This window comes from Nocardia sp. NPDC050713, from assembly GCF_040654315.1.
Classification (GTDB): domain Bacteria; phylum Actinomycetota; class Actinomycetes; order Mycobacteriales; family Mycobacteriaceae; genus Nocardia.
Genome location: NZ_JBFAHS010000008.1, coordinates 259,693 through 275,941, shown reverse-complemented (window position 1 = coordinate 275,941; position 16,249 = coordinate 259,693). Strand labels below are relative to the sequence as shown.

Sequence of the window (16,249 nt, the reverse complement as noted above, 5' to 3'; positions counted from 1 at the left end):
GCGTTCGGTAGGGTTCCCGGAGTGAAGGCATTGCGTCGATTCACCGTCCGTGCCCATCTGCCCGAGCGTCTCGCGGCGCTGGGCGAACTCTCCACGAATCTGCGCTGGTCGTGGCATTGGCCGACGCAGGATCTCTTCGAGGAACTCGACCCCGAACTGTGGCGTGAGGTCGGGCGCGATCCCGTCCGCATGCTCGGGGAGGTGCCCGCCGACCGGCTCGACGAACTGGCCGCCGACGCGGACTACGCGGGCCGGGTCGACGCGGCCGCCGCGGACCTGCGCGCCTATCTCGACCGCCCCGGCTGGTCCCAGCGCCAGAACGACGAGGACGGCGCGCGCGGCATCGCCTACTTCTCGATGGAGTTCGGCGTCACCGAGGTGCTGCCCAACTATTCCGGCGGTCTCGGCATCCTGGCGGGCGATCACCTCAAGGCGGCCTCGGATCTCGGCCTGCCGCTGATCGGCGTCGGCCTGCTGTACCGATCGGGGTACTTCCGGCAGTCGCTGTCCTCGGACGGCTGGCAGATCGAGCACTACCCGAGGCTCGACCCGCAAGGGCTGCCGCTGCGCCTGCTCACCAGCGACCGCGGCGCGAGTGACGGCTCGCGTGACGCGGGGTCAACGGATCACGGCCATGAATCCGGCTCGCCGGTGCTCGTCCACGTGGCGATGCCCGACGGCAAAGTCCTCCGGGCGCGGGTGTGGATCGCGCAGGTCGGGCGGATTCCGTTGCTGCTGTTGGATTCCGACATCGCCGAGAACGATCCGGAACTGCGCGCCGTCACCGACCGGCTGTACGGCGGCGACCAGGACCACCGCATCAAGCAAGAGATTCTGGCGGGCATCGGCGGCGTGCGCGCGGTGCGCGCCTACACCCGCGCCGCTGGCCTACCGGACCCCGATGTGTTCCACATGAACGAAGGCCACGCGGGCTTCCTCGGCGTCGAACGGATCCGCGAATACGTCTCGGGCGGACTCGATTTCGACACCGCGCTGGCCACGGTGCGGGCCGGGACGGTGTTCACCACGCACACCCCGGTGCCCGCGGGTATCGACCGCTTCCCGATGCCGCTGGTGCGCCGCTACTTCGGCGGCGGACACGGTGAGACCGAATCCGCCATGCTGCCAGGGCTTTCCGTGGACCGCATCCTGGCGCTGGGACGCGAGGCCGATCCGTCGGTGTTCAACATGGCGCACATGGGTCTGCGGCTCGCCCAGCGCGCCAACGGCGTGTCCCAGCTGCACGGCGAGGTCAGCCGCGGGATGTTCGCGCCGCTGTGGCCGGGCTTCGATCCGGCGGAGGTGCCGATCGGCTCGGTCACCAACGGCGTGCACGCGCCGACCTGGGCCGCGCGCGAGTGGATCGACAAGGCGCGCGAGCACATCGGCGCGGAACTGGTCCAGGAGGCGCGCGGCTGGGAACGGCTGCGCGATGTGGATCTGGGCGAACTGTGGTCCACCCGGAACACGCTGCGCGCCACGCTGGTCGACGAGGTGCGCCGCAGGCTGCGCGCGTCCTGGCTGGAGCGCGGCGCCGCCCCGGCGGAACTGGGCTGGATCGACCAGGTCTTCGATCCCAATGTGCTGACCGTCGGCTTCGCGCGCCGCGTCCCGACCTACAAGCGCCTCACCCTGATGCTGCGCGATCCGGAACGGCTGCGCACCCTGCTGCTGCATCCGGAGCGGCCGGTGCAGTTGGTCGTCGCGGGCAAGAGCCACCCCGCCGACGACGGGGGCAAGTCGCTGATCCAGCAGGTCGTCCGGTTCGCCGACGATCCCGAGGTGCGCCATCGCATCGTCTTCCTGCCCGACTACGACATGTCGATGGCCCGGTACCTGTACTGGGGCTGCGACGTGTGGCTGAACAATCCGCTGCGCCCGCTGGAGGCGTGCGGCACCTCGGGCATGAAGTCCGCGCTCAACGGCGGACTCAATCTCTCCATCCGGGACGGTTGGTGGGACGAGATGTACGACGGCGAGAACGGCTGGGCGATTCCCACCGCCGACGGCGTCTCCGACGAACACCGCCGCGACGATCTGGAGGCCGCCGCCCTCTACGACCTGTTCGAACGCGCCGTCGCACCGCGGTTCTACGACCGCGACGGCTCGGACATGCCGGTGCGCTGGGTCGAGATGGTGCGGCACACCTTGCAGACGCTCGGCCCGAAGGTGCTGGCCTCCCGCATGGTTCGGGATTACGCCGTGGAGTACTACGCACCCGCCGCGAACGCACTGCGGCGCGCGGTGGGCGACGAGTTCGCGGGCGCGCGCGCGACCGCGGAGTATCGCGGACGCGTCGCGGCGGCCTGGCCGTCGGTGAAGGTGATCCAGGTGGACAGCGCCGGGCTGCCGGACACGCCGATCATCGGCGCGCCGCTGTCGCTCACGGCGCGCGTCGAGCTGGGCGGGCTGAGCCTGTCGGATGTGGTGGTGCAGGCCGTGATCGGTCGTGTCTCGCCCACCGACGAGCTCTCCGATGTCACCACCATGCCGATGACGCACGTCGGGTCCGATTCCGGCGTGGAGTTCTTCCGGGTGGAGACACCGCTGCCGGTCTCCGGCGCCGTCGGATACACCGTCCGCGTGCTCCCGCACAACGACCTGCTCGCCTCGGACGCCGAACTCGGCTTGGTGGTCGCGCCGAGCGCGTGACCGCGGTGGAGAGCGGGCCGCGAACGCGGGGGTGACCAGTGTCACGTGTGTCCTCGAGCGGTGGGGCCCGCATCGGCTCCGGTGTTCGGTGAATTGTCCGCTAAGGTGCGCTGCTGGACGCAATCCGTCGACAGCCCACGCACGGCCGCAGCTGATGCGGAGGTACGCCTGACGTGTCCGGGCATCCCCTTGTTCGACCGCCAGGACTGGAGAACCCATGGCAACCGACCTGCTGACCCGAACCCGGGGTCGCATCGACACGTACTTCGGCGTCGGCCAGAACGGCTCGACGATGCGCCGCGAACTGATGGCGGGCACGGTGACGTTCCTGGCCATGTCCTACATCCTCGCGGTCAATCCGGCGATCCTCGGTGACGAAGGCCCGCTGGGCGACAAGGGTATTCCGATGCAGGCGGTGTTCACCGCCACCGCCGTGGCCGCGCTGTTCGGCACCCTGGTGATGGGACTGTGGGCGCGGTACCCGATCGCGCTGGCGCCCGGCATGGGGCTCAACGCGTTCTTCGCGTTCTCGGTGGTGCTGGGCATGGGCATTCCGTGGCAGGTCGCGCTGTCGGGGACCTTCCTGTCCGGCGTCATCTTCTTCGTGCTGGCCGTCACCAAGGTCCGCGAGAAGATCCTCAATGCCATTCCGCTGCAACTGAAGCTGGCGGTGGGCGCGGGCATCGGCATGTTCGTCGCGTTTCTCGGGCTGAAGAACGCGGGCATCGTCACCGCGAGCGAGGCGACCTTCGTCAAGCTGGGCGATTTCACCGCGGGCACCACGCTGCTGGCGCTGTTCGGCCTGCTGGTGACCGTGGTGTTCCTGGTCAAGGGCTGGCACGGCGCGGTGCTCTACGGCATCGTGCTCACCGCGCTGCTCGGCATCGTCACCGGGCTGGTGGAGCTGCCGGAAGGCATCGCCGCACTGCCGCGCGGACTCGACGAGACCTTCGGGCAGGCGATCATCCACCTACCCGACGCGTTCACCGCGCAGATGGCCGTCGTCGTGCTGACCATGTTGTTCGTCGATTTCTTCGACGCCTCCGGCACACTCATCGGCGTGGCCAACCAGGCCAGGCTGCTGGACATGGACGGCAAGCTGCCGCGCGCCGCGAGCGCGTTCGCCGCCGACTCGGTCGGCACCGCGGCGGGCGCCGTCATCGGCACCTCGACCACCACCGCCTACGTCGAATCCACGGCGGGCGTCTCGGCGGGCGGCCGGACCGGGTTGACCGCGGTGACGACCGCGGGCTGGTTCCTGCTCGCGATGTTCTGCTATCCGATCTTCGCGGTGGTCGCGGGGTCTCCCGAGGTGACCGCGCCCGCGCTGATCGTTGTCGGCGTTCTGATGGCGCGTTCGCTCGGCGAGATCGATTGGAACCGGCTCGAGTACTCGGTGCCCGCGTTCATCACCGTCATCATGATGCCGCTGACCTATTCGATCGCGAACGGGCTGGCCATGGGCATGATCTTCTACCCCGTGGTGATGGTCGCGCGCGGCCGGATCAAGGAGATCCATCCCGCCATGTGGGCGCTGTTGGTCATCTTCGCCGGATATTTCTTCTTCCTGGCCGAGTAGCCGGAATAGATCCCCGCAACGCGGAGTTGGCACAAACTGTGTGACAATCGGACCACGGTCCGATTAGTTGCCGAAACTGACGATCGTGTCCACGACCACGTTGCAGGGATGAGGAACCAGCATGACCACGAAGTCCACGGCACTGCCCGATATCAAGACCACCAGCTCGCTCGACGGCGTCTCGAGCGACATCGGCCTGCTGATCCTGCGGGTCGTCTTCGGCGCGCTGCTCGCCGCGCACGGCGCGCAGAAACTGTTCGGCTGGTTCTCCGGCTACGGGCTCGAGGCCACCCAGGCGAGTTTCGAGCAGATGGGCTACAACCCGGGCAAATTGTTCGGCACCCTGGCCGGTCTGACCGAGGTCGTCGGCGGTCTGATGCTGGTTGCCGGTGTGCTCACCCCGCTGGCGGCGGCCATCGTGCTCGGCACCATGCTCAACGCGATCAACGCCACCTGGGGTCCCGGCCTGTTCGGCCAGGGCGGCTGGGAGATGCCGCTGCTCTTCGGCGCCGTGGCCGCCACACTGGCCTTCACCGGCTCCGGCAAGTTCTCGGTGGACGCCGGACGGCCTTGGGAGCGCAACGGTTTCGTGTGGGGCGCGGGCGCGGTGGTGCTCGCCGTGGCCACCGGCATCTTCACGCTGATCCTCAAGTGGGTGCTCTGAGCAAGGCCTGACGTGGGCGGCGCGGCGATCGGATCGCCGCGCCGCTTTCGTTTGTCACACCCGGCGGTGCCGCGTCGTCGTCTGGGTGCGGCCCGATCAGAGATTGAAGGAGACAGTCGGATGACCATCGAGATCAGCAACCCCGCCGAACTGCACGACCCGACCGGGTTCGGCTACAGCCACGTCGCGCGGGTGTCCGGGGAGCTGGTGCTCATCGCCGGGCAGTACGACTCGGACGCCGAAGGACACACCACCACCGAGGACTTCGCGGGACAGGTGGACCGGGCCTTCGCCAACCTCGGCATCGCCCTGCGCTCGGCGGGGCTGGACTACGCCGACGTGGCCCAGCTGCGCACGTTCATCGTCGGGCACGATCTCGACAAGCTCACGGTCCTCGGCAAGAAGATCGCCGAGATCTGGGGTGAGCGGCCGCCGACGCAGACCTTGCTCGGTGTCGCGGCGTTGGCGTTGCCGGGCATGCTTTTCGAGGTCGACGCGGTGGCGGTGCGGGGCTGAGTTCCCGGTGCCGGGCGGGTGCCGTGCGCATCCGCCCGGCTCGGCCTGCCACGCCATCGGATCGGTCGCGCGCGAGACTGCGGCCGAATCGAGTGGGCCCGCTCCAGGCTGCGGACATTACGATCGCTGGATCATGAGTGCGGAAATCGAGCTGGTCGCCGTCGCGGCGGGGCGGGTGAGGCTGTCGGATCGGCGCACCGAGCGGAGTTGGGCGGTGGATCTCGCGCCCTATCGGATCGGCGCGGTCGCGGTGACGCAGGAGCAGTATCTGTCGGTCACCGGGCTGCGGCCGAGTTCGGTCGAAGGGGATCGGTCTCCGGTGGAAGGCGTTTCGTGGTTCGACGCGGTCGGCTTCTGCAACGCGCTGTCGGAACGTGCGGGGCTCGCGCCCGCTTATCGGGTGGACGGGTCGGCTGTGGAATGGGATGTGTCGGCGGACGGTTATCGCTTGCCGACCGAGGCGGAATGGGAATATGCCTGCCGCGCGGGGACTTCCGGTCCGCGTTACGGTGAGCTCGACGAGATCGCTTGGTATCGCGGGAATTCTGGCGGGCGCGTGCACGAGGTCGGCGGGAAAGTGCCCAATGCCTGGGGTTTGTACGACATGCTCGGCAACACCTGGGATTGGTGCTGGGACGTGTACGACGCCGAGGTGTACGGGGAATATCGGGTGCTGCGCGGGGGCGGGTGGTCCGACCAGCACTGGAGCTGCCGTGCGTCGGTGCGGCGGCGGAGCCATCCGACCTTTCGGATCGATGACGTCGGGTTCCGGGTCGCTCGCTCGGGGTAGCATCGGCACGCTTGCCGGTGGATGGACGAAGGAGGGGGCGGCGTGCTGCACGAGGGGGAGGTCTTCGCGGGCTACGTCATCGAGCGACAGCTCGGTCGCGGCGGCATGGGCTCGGTGTATCTGGCCAGGCATCCGCGTCTGCCCCGACGTACCGCGCTGAAGCTGCTGAACCGGGAGATGTTCGCCGACAACGAGATTCGCGCCCGCTTCGAACGCGAAGCCGACCTCGTCGCACAACTGGACCACCCGAACATCGTCACCGTCTACGACCGCGGGATCGAGGACTCGCAGCTGTGGATCTCGATGCGGTACGTCGACGGTTCCGACGCCGCCGAAGCCGACCCGAACTCGCTCGCGCCCGACCACGCCATCCGGATCGTCGCCGAGACCGCCGAGGCGCTGGACTACGCGCACGGCATGGGCATCCTGCACCGCGACGTCAAACCCGCCAACATCCTGCTCGCTCGCGCTGGCGTCGACCGAGAACGCGTCTTCCTCACCGATTTCGGCATCGCGCGCCTGCGCGACGACGCGGGACACCTGACTCGGACCGGCACCTTCACCGCCACCCTGACCTACGCCTCCCCGGAACAGCTGACCGGCGCGCCACTCGACGGCCGCACCGACCAGTACTCGCTGGCTTGCACGCTGTATTGGCTACTGGCGGGCGTGGTTCCGTTCGATTCCACCAATCCCGCGGTCGTCATCCAAGGGCATTTGCAGCAGCCGCCGCCTCCGCTGAGCAGTCTTCGTCACGGCCTGCCGGTCGCGTTGGACGGTGTGCTCGCGAAGGCGTTGTCGAAGCGGGCCGAGCAAAGGTTCGGTAGCTGTGGGGAATTCGCCGAGGCGGCGGCGCGGGCGCTGGCGGGAGTGGCGGTAGGGGTTCCGATCGGTGGCGCGACGGTGACACCGCCCCAGCCGTACTTCGCGGCTGGCGGGGCGCCGATGTCGCATGGGCCGGTTGCGCACGGGCCTGTTCCCGCGCCGAGCCGAGCACCGATGGGACACGGACACGTCCCTCCGGCACGAATGGGACCGGGCGGCATGATGCCCATGGGCGCTTCGCCACAACGGCGTTCGCCACTCGTCCTTCTCGCCGTCTTGTGCGCCGTCGCGGTGCTCGCCGTCGGCGGTGTCGCCACCGCGATGGCGCTCAACAGCTCCAAGGACCCCGCCGACGTCGACCTCATCCACCAAGAGTTCCCCGGCATGGTGCCCGCCGACCGATTGGATCCGGGCTTCCGAAATGCGAAGTGCGACAAACGCACCACCCGGAGTACCGAGAGTTCGAACATGCAACAGCGCCCGGACTTCGGTAGTTGGACCGAAGCTTGGTTCTGCTACAGCGGCGACGGTGTCGGTCCGAACAGCCTCAACCCGCCCTACTACGAGTTCTATCGTTACCGGTCCGCCGCCGACGCCCGAGCGGTCGTTGCCGCACTCCCCAGCAACAAACGCTCCGAGGACGCACACGGATCGAAGACGTACACCAACTACACCCTCGACCGCCAAGAAGCGGGCTTCACCTACACCCGCATCGTCACCGTCTTCACCGGTGACGCCGACCGCGAAACCGTCCTCATGTACACCCACAGCATGGAAGGCTCCCTCCACCTCGACCTGGACGGTGTGCGGAAATGGTGGCGCGAAGCGCCGCTCTCGTGAGGACGACCCACGACGCGCCGATCGCCGTACTCGGCGCGATTACGACGCTCGAGGCAGCGCCATCCAGATTCGGTCCGCAATCCGATCGTCGGGCTCGGCGCCGTCGCTGACTCCAGCCGAATGCAGGACGTGAAGTAGGCTTTCGCCGAATCAGGAGGGGGTGGCCAGTGCGGCGACTGAGACACGTTGGTGACCGCTTGATCGGTGACCAGTACCGTCCCAATAGTGGTGACTTCGAAGCGGATCCGCTACCGCCGACTCCAATGGTGTATCAGCGGCCGTGGACGCACGAGAACGATGTGACGATCAAGCTGCGCCGGTGTCGGGAGCCCTTGCCGAACACCCAAGCCCATTGGATGAAAACGGACCGGCCGCTACGCGTCGAACCGCTCGAACTGGAGATCGCGCAGCCACTGCCCGACGTGTGTCCCGGGCATGGTCGCTCGGCGGTGTCCCGAAGCGCGGTGCGGGCTTGCTTCTACGACACCGACCTGCATCCTCGCTTCGATAGCTCGAACTTGCCGCGAGACATGGCCAAGACAGTCGTGTCGCCGAGAAGGCTTGGCATCTCGCCTGTTTCGACGATCGTTGTCGGTGAGTGGCCCGTCTGTGACCGATGTGTCCGCACTGCTCGGCTATACCGCTGGCTGCCCGCGCACTCCTGCTGCTGATGGCCGTCAATCTCGTCGCGGTGGTGATAGCGAGCGTGGCGAACGTTGATCCCCTGCTCGGCCCGGTGGTATTGGCGCTGTTCCCGGGTTCGCTTCTGGGCTTGGTGGTGGTCGTTCACCTGTTCCGCAAAAGTGCCCAGCGAGTGACCTACCGGCCCATCTATGACGAGAGGTTCGCCTTCGTCCAAGCGCACCCTCGCTTCCGTGCGGCGATCGAACAAGATCCGCGCTATCGTCCTTCGCTCGGTGAAGAGCCCGACATACCGTGATCAGCGGCAGTGGTGGGAGGAGCACCACTGTCTCGAGTTGTCGGGCGCTCGGTTCCTTCGGATAAGCTGACCGGGCCCGAGTGGAACCGAGGGGGATTCTGTTGCGTCCTATCCTGTGAGGGCTTGTCGGCGCTGGATGTCAGGAGGGGTATGCGAGCCATGGGGATGTCGAAGAGGTTCGCGGTGCGTCTGGCTGTTGGTATGGCCGCGGTGAGTTCTGTGCTGGCGGGTTGCGCGTCGACCGTTGGCGGGAACGCGACGGAGGAGGGGAGTAGTCCGGTCTCCCACAACGAGTCGGTTCCGCTGTTCAATCCGTGTACGGATCTGTCGGATGAAGTGTTGCGGGGGGACAAGTTGGATCCGGCGACCAAACGGGTGACCGCGGATGGTGAGTCCAACGACGAGGCGTGGTGGAAGGTCTGCAACTGGGACTCCACCGAAGGACCCTATGGCGTGAGCGTCTTTTCGACGCGACGGACAGTTCCGGAGCGTCGCGCGAACGACCGCAGCCTGGTGATACGGGACGTCACCGTCGGGTCTCGGGCCGGTGTGGTTTCCACGAAGAGAAGCGATCCCGACAAGCTGACGTGCTATGTGAGCGTCCCCGCTGCGCAAGGGATGTTCGAGGTTGGGGTCACTTGGCTTTACAGCCAACGTCAGTCGATGCCGGAATCGCCGCCATGTGCAGTGGCAATTCGGCACATGAACTACTTCGAACGACACCTCCCGAAGTGACCGTATAGCGAAAACGGGTCATTCATTGTTCGACTCCCGTCGAGTTGTGCAGCGATTCGATCAGTTTGCCGAAGGAGTTTCGAGTAGTGCGAAAAGGGGGTCTGGCTGATGTCTGACGAAACGAGTTCGATGGACAACGCGCTCGCACAGTGGCGCAATCACAAACAGAAGGCTGAGTCCGGCGAGTTCCGCATGGACCCGCAGATCGGGGATGCGCTGCGGGGACGCGCTCAGACGATGTTGGACGGCCTCGAGAAGGACCTGCTCCGTCGAGCATCGGACCTCGGCCAGCTGAGTGGATTCGGTACTTTGCCCTCAGCCGAGGCGCTGAAAACGAAATTCGAGAACAAGGCGGATGCAGACTCCGACTGTGCGGTCAACCAACTGAAGAAGCACATCGAACTTGTCACGTTGATGCGCGATACCTACGCCTTGTCGATTCGCAAGCTTTCCGACACCGATCAGGCAACTGCCAGTCAGCTCAACAATACGGATGTGTAAGCAGGGTAATGGGTACTCCTCCGCACGAGTGGCTGGCCAACGTCGCCAGCTATGGCGTTCCGGTGATCGCGGTTCCGCGTCACGTGTACAACTTCTTCCACGCGCGTTCCGAGGCTCAGACGCAAGAAGAGAACTTCAACGATCAGCGGTCGAAAGCGCAGACTCAGTGGGATACGGACCGGCAGTTCGTCAACAAGACGTGGTCGGATCTGCAGTCGCAGCACGACGGCCGATACGCGGACCGAGTCATCGTGGGAGACAAGAAGGAATCGTTCCTGTCTCAGTCGCACGAGTGGATCTACAACCACTTGAAGGACGTCAAGCAACCTGAGATCAACAAGGCCGCCAACGGCTGGCGTGACATGGTTCGCGAGGCCGAACGTCTCGTCAACGACTTCTCCACCGGCGTGCAACGCGACATCGACGACTTCATGGAGGGCAAGACCGCCAACGCGGTGGTCGAATCCACCAAGTCCTACGCGGACGAGATGAAGAAGCTGATCGTCACGTTCAACATGGTCGCCCGCGGACTGGATCTCACCGAGGGATATCTGACGCAGGCGCAGCAGACCGTCGATGAGCCGCATAGCCTTTCGTTCATCGATCAAGTCATCGGTCATATCCCCGGCAACGGGTTTTTCAAGAGCGCCCAATACCGCGCCGACGAAGCCGAGAATCGAGTGCGCGAGTTCATGGATCGGGTGTATCAGTCCGGCGTCGTGGACGAAGTGGATCCGTACACGCCGATCCTGCCCGAGCCGAAGAGCACGATCGACGACAAAACGCCGAAGATTCCTGGGCCCGGTCCTGGCCCCGGTCCGGGTCCGGGCCCGGGGCCAGGACCGGGTGGTGATCCGGGGACTGACGACCCGACGGACACGGAAACCCCTGAGTACCCGACGACCGACGACCCGCAGAGCACGACTCCGCAGAGCACGACTCCGACCGATCCGACGTCGACCACGCCGGCCTCCACCACGCCCGCCGCGACGGTTCCCGACACCAAGCTGCCGAGTACGGGTCTGCCGACGCCCTCTGGGCCGGGCCCAGGCCCGGGGGCTCCCGGGCCGGGCGTGCCGACGATCCCGTCGCCCGGGCGGTCGGTGCCGGGCGGGAATGTTCCGGGACAGTCGGGGCCCTCCGGCGGGTTGGCCAACAGCCGCCCGGCGGGCACCGGCAGGGCGGGCATGCCCGGCATGGGTGCTCCAGCCGCTCGCGGTAAGGGTGATGACGACGATGAGCACAAGACGCCCGACTATTTGATCTACGACCATGGAGATGAATTGCTCGGGACTCAGCCGCCCGCGCTTCCGCCGGGTGGAGTGATCGGCGGATGAGTGAAAACCATTGGCGTCTGGATGGTTTCATGTTCCAGCTGGCGCTGGAGGCGTTCGGGCGTGACCGGCTGCCGTATCCGTTGCGCTACATGGTCGAGGGCATCGAGGCGCACGACGACTACCTACGTGCGCGCGCCGAAGCTGGGCAGCGACTCGGCCGGATCGCCGATCATCGCTTGCACGGCGCATTGCAGGTGCTACTCGAGCCGCAAGTCCGCGTCGAGGTGCACGGCTTCTTCGGGCGCGATTTCGCTCAGGTCGTTCGCATTCACGCTGGTGCGGACGGTGGTTGGGGGACTGTCGCGGTCCAGTTGCCGGGGCCGACTCAGCAGTACGGCCGCGACGTGCTGCTCTGGCACTGTCCCGCACGAGCAGTCGCTCGGCATATCGTTGCCCATCTACCGAGATGCGCGGAAGGTCGGCATTCTCCGATCCGGGGGCGTCGCTCCGATCTGGGCCGGACGGATTACGCCCAGCACCCCACCCGCTTGTCCCACACCGAGGAGTTGAACCGCATTCTGCGGCGTCCCCGATCCGGTCTCGGAGAGATCACCGTTTATCGGGGTGCGGCGTACGACAGCAGGCCGACGAACGACGGGCGTGGATTCCATTGGCTGGATTACCTTCCCGCGGACGGCAGGTATCTGCTCTATCACCAAGGCGGCGAGGATTTCACCGTCACGCCCGGTGGCCCGGAGGAGATCGAGCGTCAGTTGACCACCCTGATCGAGTCGACACACAGCCCGGTTGCCCGTCGCTGGTGACAGCCGTCCTCAACTGATCCACAGGACGCCAGTCGCCGTACTCGGCGAGTGCGACGCCCTGAAGCCATCGCCACCCTGGCTCGGTCCGCAACCAGGCACCCCGGGGTGTGGTTGACGCCCGAGGCCGCCCGGCATCACCGTACGAGATACACCACGACACCCGCGACGATCATCGCCGCGAACAACCCCACGATCACCCAGCTGAAACGCATCCAGTTGAGCGCGGGATAGCGTTTCGGCTCCGCGCCGATCGCACCCTGGTAGTACTGGAGACCAGGCGACCGGTAATAGACCGGCGTCTGCGCGCCGGGATGTACCGGCACCTCGGCCACCGCCTGCCCCATGTCCTCCCACCACACCCGGTTGATGGTCCATCGCACCCATGCCGCGGGCGGGCGAGTGCGGACCTCGACTGTATAGCGACCGGGCTGGGTGGGGATGCGCGTCTCACCCCAGCTGGTATCCGGTATCTCATTGCCGTTCACCAGGATTCGCGGTCCGGTCGTGCCGTAGACGAAACCCAGCGGCCACGGCCGGTAGTACTGGGCATCGACCCGGATGCCCGTCGGGCCCGGCTCGGGACGATAGGCCTCGAGCGGGTCCGGCGGTGCGGTGGGCAACATTCGCCACCGGTTCCGCGTCCCACCCGGTAGACCGTCTGCCGCGTGATCCGGCCGCGACTCATCCTGCTGTTTACGCACAGCGATCTTCCTCCTATGCACCGCATAGCGGTTCGACTCCGGCTAGGCGGGTTGTGGTTGCGGCTGCTGTTGTTGCGCTTGGTCTTCCGCGATCCCGGTGATGACCGCCGTGAGGGCTTCCTTGTACGGGCCCAGATCCTTCAGTGCCTCGAGCATTTTCACGATCAGCATGGAAACCTTCACCGAGTCGCGGGCGATCCGCGCGCCAGCGGCAGGACCCACATGCACGATGGCGGCACCGGCGGTAACGATCAGCTCGAGCGTCCAGCCGATCAGGGCGCCGGCCAGACTCGCCAGCACGTCCTGGACCAGCGTGCGGAAAGCGTCGATGACCTTCTGCACGATCTCCATGATCTTGCCCATGGAGGCGGAGACACCGCCTGCGGCCGAGATCTTGCCGATCAGCGCGTTCGCGGTGGCTTTGTACGCTTCGCCAGCATCGCCGGTCCAGGTGGAGATGTCCTTGGCCAGGCCCGTCTCCCAGCTCGTCGCCGTCTCGACCATCTTCTCGGCGATCTTCGTCCACGAATCCGCGTAGGCCTGGACCATATCGGGGGATCCGGCCAGTTCGTCGAGCCACAGCCGGAGCGGCTCGACGTGCGTGAGCATCCAATCGACGATCTGCTCGGCCACGAAGGCGAAGGGATCTATGAAGGCGTCGGCGATGGTGACGCCCGTGGCGATGCCGCCGGTGACCACCGACAGCACATCACCCTTGCCGAGGTCGGCGAAGACTTTCCAGGCGTCACCGGCGACGGTGCCATCGATGACCCCCGGTACGCCGTCGTCGTTGCTCGCGAAACCGACTTCGTGCAGCCAGGAGACATCCTCCTGGTAGTAGTTGTTTCGATGGTCGACCGCGAGCTCGTCGTCGTCGTTTTTCAGTAGTTCGTTGTCGGGCGCTTCCGCGTCGTTGTGCGCCATGGTCTACTTCGTTCCCCCGGATTCGCCGATGGTCTCGCGCAGGTCGCTCAAAGCCTTACCGAAACTGGCGTCTTCGGCTTCGAACGTGGTGGCCACCGTTGTGAGTTTGTCCGGCAGCGCCGCGACGCTCTCGGCGACTCTTCGAATCGCGGAGACGGCGCCCTCGAAGTTGTCGTCGAGCAGCCAGCTCACGACCGGGCGCGGTATCTTCCCGTACCCGTCGTCGGCGTTGCCCAGGTAGGAGGCAGCCTCCAAGGCCAGGTCCAAGTCCTGGATCACGGACTTCAGATTCTCCGCGTGGTTGCGGACCTCGTCGGGATCTACCGACAGTGCTTCGCCGCCCATGTCTACACCAGCCAGGACTTCTTGTTGAAGTAGTCGTCATCGTCGTCCGGTTCGTCCGGTGTGACGATTTGCTCACGGTCGGGTTTGCGCGAACGCGGTTGCGGCGCAGGCGGTTCGCCCGGCCAACCCGGAGCATGACCGAATGCGGGCGGCACCGGTGGCGGCACCGGATTCGGAACAGGTGACGTCGGCGGCTGGACAGGTGGCGGCGGGGTGACCTGCTCGGCCGCTTGCTCCTCGGGGAAGCGCTCCCTGAAATTCTGGATGATCGCGGCACCGACCGGGTCGTCGCCGACGGAATTACGCACGGTATCGGACACCGCAGTGCGCAGACGTGCCTGCGCACTGCGCATGGTGGACATGATCTCGGCGGACAGCGTCGACGGATCCGCGCCGCGCGCGGCGGCCGACAGCGTGATCGCGGAGGGAACGCCATTGTTGTCGACCGTGACGGTGACCCGGCCGCTCGGGCTCGACCCCGTAGCGGTGACCGCCGCCATCCGCCCCTGCAACTCCTCGAACCGTCTGGCTCGGCGTTCCATATCCGCCGCGTAGCGCTCCATAGCTTCCGCGGTGAATCCGACCATGAACACTCCCCTCATCGCAGCCTCGACGACTGTCGTCCTACACGGCGATCTCCCGCCGCACACACCATGTCGTCTGGGGTCGTCCCGCGCAAATCTCGCTCCGAAGGTTTCGGAGTGCGGGTTACTACTTCATTCGACGTGACGGCGATCCGATCGGTTCCATCGAATTTCGGCGGCTTCCGGCACCCGCCGAGCACACCGTCTTCGCCAGCCGCTGCCCGGCGGCTCGAAAACGCCTACGTTGCCCTGTGATCCAGACGCCGCGCTGGCGCATCCACACCGCGTCGGTACGCGGCCGACCGGACGCTCACCCTCGTTTCCGGGCAGCGCTCGAACAAGACCCGCGCTGTCGTCCTCCGCTCGGCGAACAGCCCGGCACACCATGACCAGCGGCCGTTGTGCGGAGAAGCGCGACTCTCCGGAGCTGTTGGGCGCTTGGTCGCCTTTGGATAAGCTGGCCGTGCCCGAGTGGGAACCGAGGGGGATCCGGCGCGTAGAACGCTGGCTGGGTGCTCCGCGTCGAGCATCAGGAGAATCATGCGAACGAGCGCTGTGAGCAGGGGAGTGGCGGCGTTGTTCGCCGGGGTTGCGTTGGCGGGGAGTGTGGTTGGGTGCTCGTCGGTGGTGGACGGGAATGCGCGAACCGAGGGGGCGGGGAGTCCGACCAATGGTGAGCGGTCGGTGAAGTACAACCCGTGCACCGATCTGTCGGCTGATGCGTTGCGGGCCATCAAAGTCGATCCGGCTTCTAAGGACACCGTTACCGATCCTCCCTCGGGCCCCGCCGCATGGCGGATCTGCCAGTGGAGTTCGACCGAGGGTCCTTATCTGGTGTCTGTCGCGTCGTCGACCCATGCCCAAGAGGAAGTTCGCACGAACGAAACGGTCACCGACTTCCAGCCGATCACCATTGGCGCGCGGTCGGGTCTGACCTATCGGGACAAGAAAGACCCCGACAAGTTGCGCTGTTACGTGAGCTTTCCCTCCGAGGACGGCATGTTCAATGTGGTTGTGGGGTGGCGCTATAGCGAGCGGAAATCTATGACTCAAGCACCGCCGTGTGATCTTGCCGTGACACATGCGAAGGGGATCGAGCCGTTTCTACCGAAGTGATTCGCTAGAAGGGGTCGATGGAGAGGAGGCGTAGGTGAGTATCGACCAGTCCGGCGCTCAGATGCAACAGCAGTCGGTGCAGTGGAAGAACTTGAAGCAGCAGGCTGAATCGGGTCAGTTGCACATGGATGGCGATATCGGTAGAGAGTTGGCCGGTCACGCCGAGAAGATGGGTAAGGCGCTCGATCGACTGACAGAGCAGGCAGCGTGGTTGGCTTATTTGAGCGGTTTCGGCACTCTCGGCTCGGCGAAGGCCTTGCAGGGCAAGTTCGCGCTCAAGGCGCAGGACGGTGACGACGCCGCGGTCACTCGCCTTAAGCAGAGTGCCGAGGTCCTGACTCTGATGAAGGAAACCTACGAGCTGGCGGCCAAGTCTCTCACCGAGACCGATCAGACCAACGCGCAGCAGCTCGCGCAGCAGGGCCAGGACTGGTGA

At 66.1% G+C, this 16,249-nt stretch carries 17 protein-coding genes; 13 read left to right on the top strand and 4 right to left on the bottom strand.

The annotated features are described in order from the left end of the window. Positions 1–21 precede the first annotated feature (21 nt). From glgP to AB0H49_RS17790, 11 genes are all read left to right on the top strand, one after another. On the top strand, positions 22–2,652 hold the full coding sequence (glgP, locus tag AB0H49_RS17840) for an alpha-glucan family phosphorylase (RefSeq protein ID WP_355001123.1): 2,631 nt from the start codon (positions 22–24) through the stop codon (positions 2,650–2,652). Positions 2,653–2,869: 217 nt separating this feature from the next. Next, positions 2,870–4,231: an NCS2 family permease gene (locus AB0H49_RS17835; protein ID WP_355001122.1), complete on the top strand. Its 1,362-nt coding sequence runs from the start codon at positions 2,870–2,872 to the stop codon at positions 4,229–4,231. A gap of 121 nt (positions 4,232–4,352) precedes the next feature. Beyond that, positions 4,353–4,895 (top strand): DoxX family protein, encoded by a 543-nt coding sequence (locus AB0H49_RS17830; protein ID WP_355001121.1) that lies wholly within the window; start codon positions 4,353–4,355, stop codon positions 4,893–4,895. A 120-nt stretch (positions 4,896–5,015) separates the two neighbouring features. Continuing rightward, positions 5,016–5,411: a Rid family hydrolase gene (locus AB0H49_RS17825; RefSeq protein ID WP_357252613.1), complete on the top strand. Its 396-nt coding sequence runs from the start codon at positions 5,016–5,018 to the stop codon at positions 5,409–5,411. Between the two features lie 151 nt (positions 5,412–5,562). Continuing rightward, positions 5,563–6,201 (top strand): SUMF1/EgtB/PvdO family nonheme iron enzyme, encoded by a 639-nt coding sequence (locus AB0H49_RS17820; protein WP_357252670.1) that lies wholly within the window; start codon positions 5,563–5,565, stop codon positions 6,199–6,201. Between the two features lie 21 nt (positions 6,202–6,222). After that, on the top strand, positions 6,223–7,866 hold the full coding sequence (locus tag AB0H49_RS17815) for a serine/threonine-protein kinase (protein ID WP_357252610.1): 1,644 nt from the start codon (positions 6,223–6,225) through the stop codon (positions 7,864–7,866). Positions 7,867–8,536: 670 nt separating this feature from the next. Next, positions 8,537–8,806, top strand: coding sequence for a hypothetical protein (locus AB0H49_RS17810; RefSeq protein WP_357252607.1), 270 nt, complete (start codon positions 8,537–8,539; stop codon positions 8,804–8,806). A gap of 123 nt (positions 8,807–8,929) precedes the next feature. Then, positions 8,930–9,541 (top strand): DUF3558 domain-containing protein, encoded by a 612-nt coding sequence (locus tag AB0H49_RS17805; protein ID WP_357252605.1) that lies wholly within the window; start codon positions 8,930–8,932, stop codon positions 9,539–9,541. A 108-nt stretch (positions 9,542–9,649) separates the two neighbouring features. Further along, positions 9,650–10,042 carry a hypothetical protein gene (locus tag AB0H49_RS17800; RefSeq protein ID WP_357252602.1) on the top strand — a complete coding sequence of 131 codons (393 nt, stop codon included), beginning with the start codon at positions 9,650–9,652 and terminating at the stop codon, positions 10,040–10,042. A gap of 8 nt (positions 10,043–10,050) precedes the next feature. Continuing rightward, positions 10,051–11,379: a hypothetical protein gene (locus AB0H49_RS17795; RefSeq protein WP_357252599.1), complete on the top strand. Its 1,329-nt coding sequence runs from the start codon at positions 10,051–10,053 to the stop codon at positions 11,377–11,379. Continuing rightward, positions 11,376–12,143, top strand: a complete 768-nt coding sequence (locus AB0H49_RS17790; protein WP_357252596.1) for an ESX secretion-associated protein EspG — start codon at positions 11,376–11,378, stop codon at positions 12,141–12,143. The genes AB0H49_RS17795 and AB0H49_RS17790 overlap by 4 nt, the downstream gene beginning before the upstream one ends. A gap of 134 nt (positions 12,144–12,277) precedes the next feature. On the opposite strand, the gene AB0H49_RS17785 is transcribed toward AB0H49_RS17790, so the two are convergent. From AB0H49_RS17785 to AB0H49_RS17770, 4 genes are all read right to left on the bottom strand, one after another. After that, on the bottom strand, positions 12,278–12,766 hold the full coding sequence (locus AB0H49_RS17785; RefSeq protein WP_357252593.1) for a hypothetical protein: 489 nt from the start codon (positions 12,764–12,766) through the stop codon (positions 12,278–12,280). Between the two features lie 120 nt (positions 12,767–12,886). After that, complete coding sequence (locus AB0H49_RS17780; RefSeq protein WP_355001112.1) at positions 12,887–13,768, bottom strand: hypothetical protein; 882 nt, start codon at positions 13,766–13,768, stop codon at positions 12,887–12,889. A 3-nt stretch (positions 13,769–13,771) separates the two neighbouring features. After that, positions 13,772–14,113, bottom strand: coding sequence for a type VII secretion target (locus tag AB0H49_RS17775; protein WP_357252590.1), 342 nt, complete (start codon positions 14,111–14,113; stop codon positions 13,772–13,774). A 2-nt stretch (positions 14,114–14,115) separates the two neighbouring features. Then, positions 14,116–14,700 carry a YbaB/EbfC family nucleoid-associated protein gene (locus tag AB0H49_RS17770; RefSeq protein WP_357252587.1) on the bottom strand — a complete coding sequence of 195 codons (585 nt, stop codon included), beginning with the start codon at positions 14,698–14,700 and terminating at the stop codon, positions 14,116–14,118. Between the two features lie 537 nt (positions 14,701–15,237). Here AB0H49_RS17770 and AB0H49_RS17765 point away from each other — a divergent pair. Together AB0H49_RS17765 and AB0H49_RS17760 are read left to right on the top strand one after the other, a co-directional pair. Continuing rightward, complete coding sequence (locus AB0H49_RS17765) at positions 15,238–15,813, top strand: DUF3558 domain-containing protein (RefSeq protein ID WP_357252585.1); 576 nt, start codon at positions 15,238–15,240, stop codon at positions 15,811–15,813. A 34-nt stretch (positions 15,814–15,847) separates the two neighbouring features. Further along, positions 15,848–16,249: a hypothetical protein gene (locus AB0H49_RS17760; protein ID WP_357252582.1), complete on the top strand. Its 402-nt coding sequence runs from the start codon at positions 15,848–15,850 to the stop codon at positions 16,247–16,249.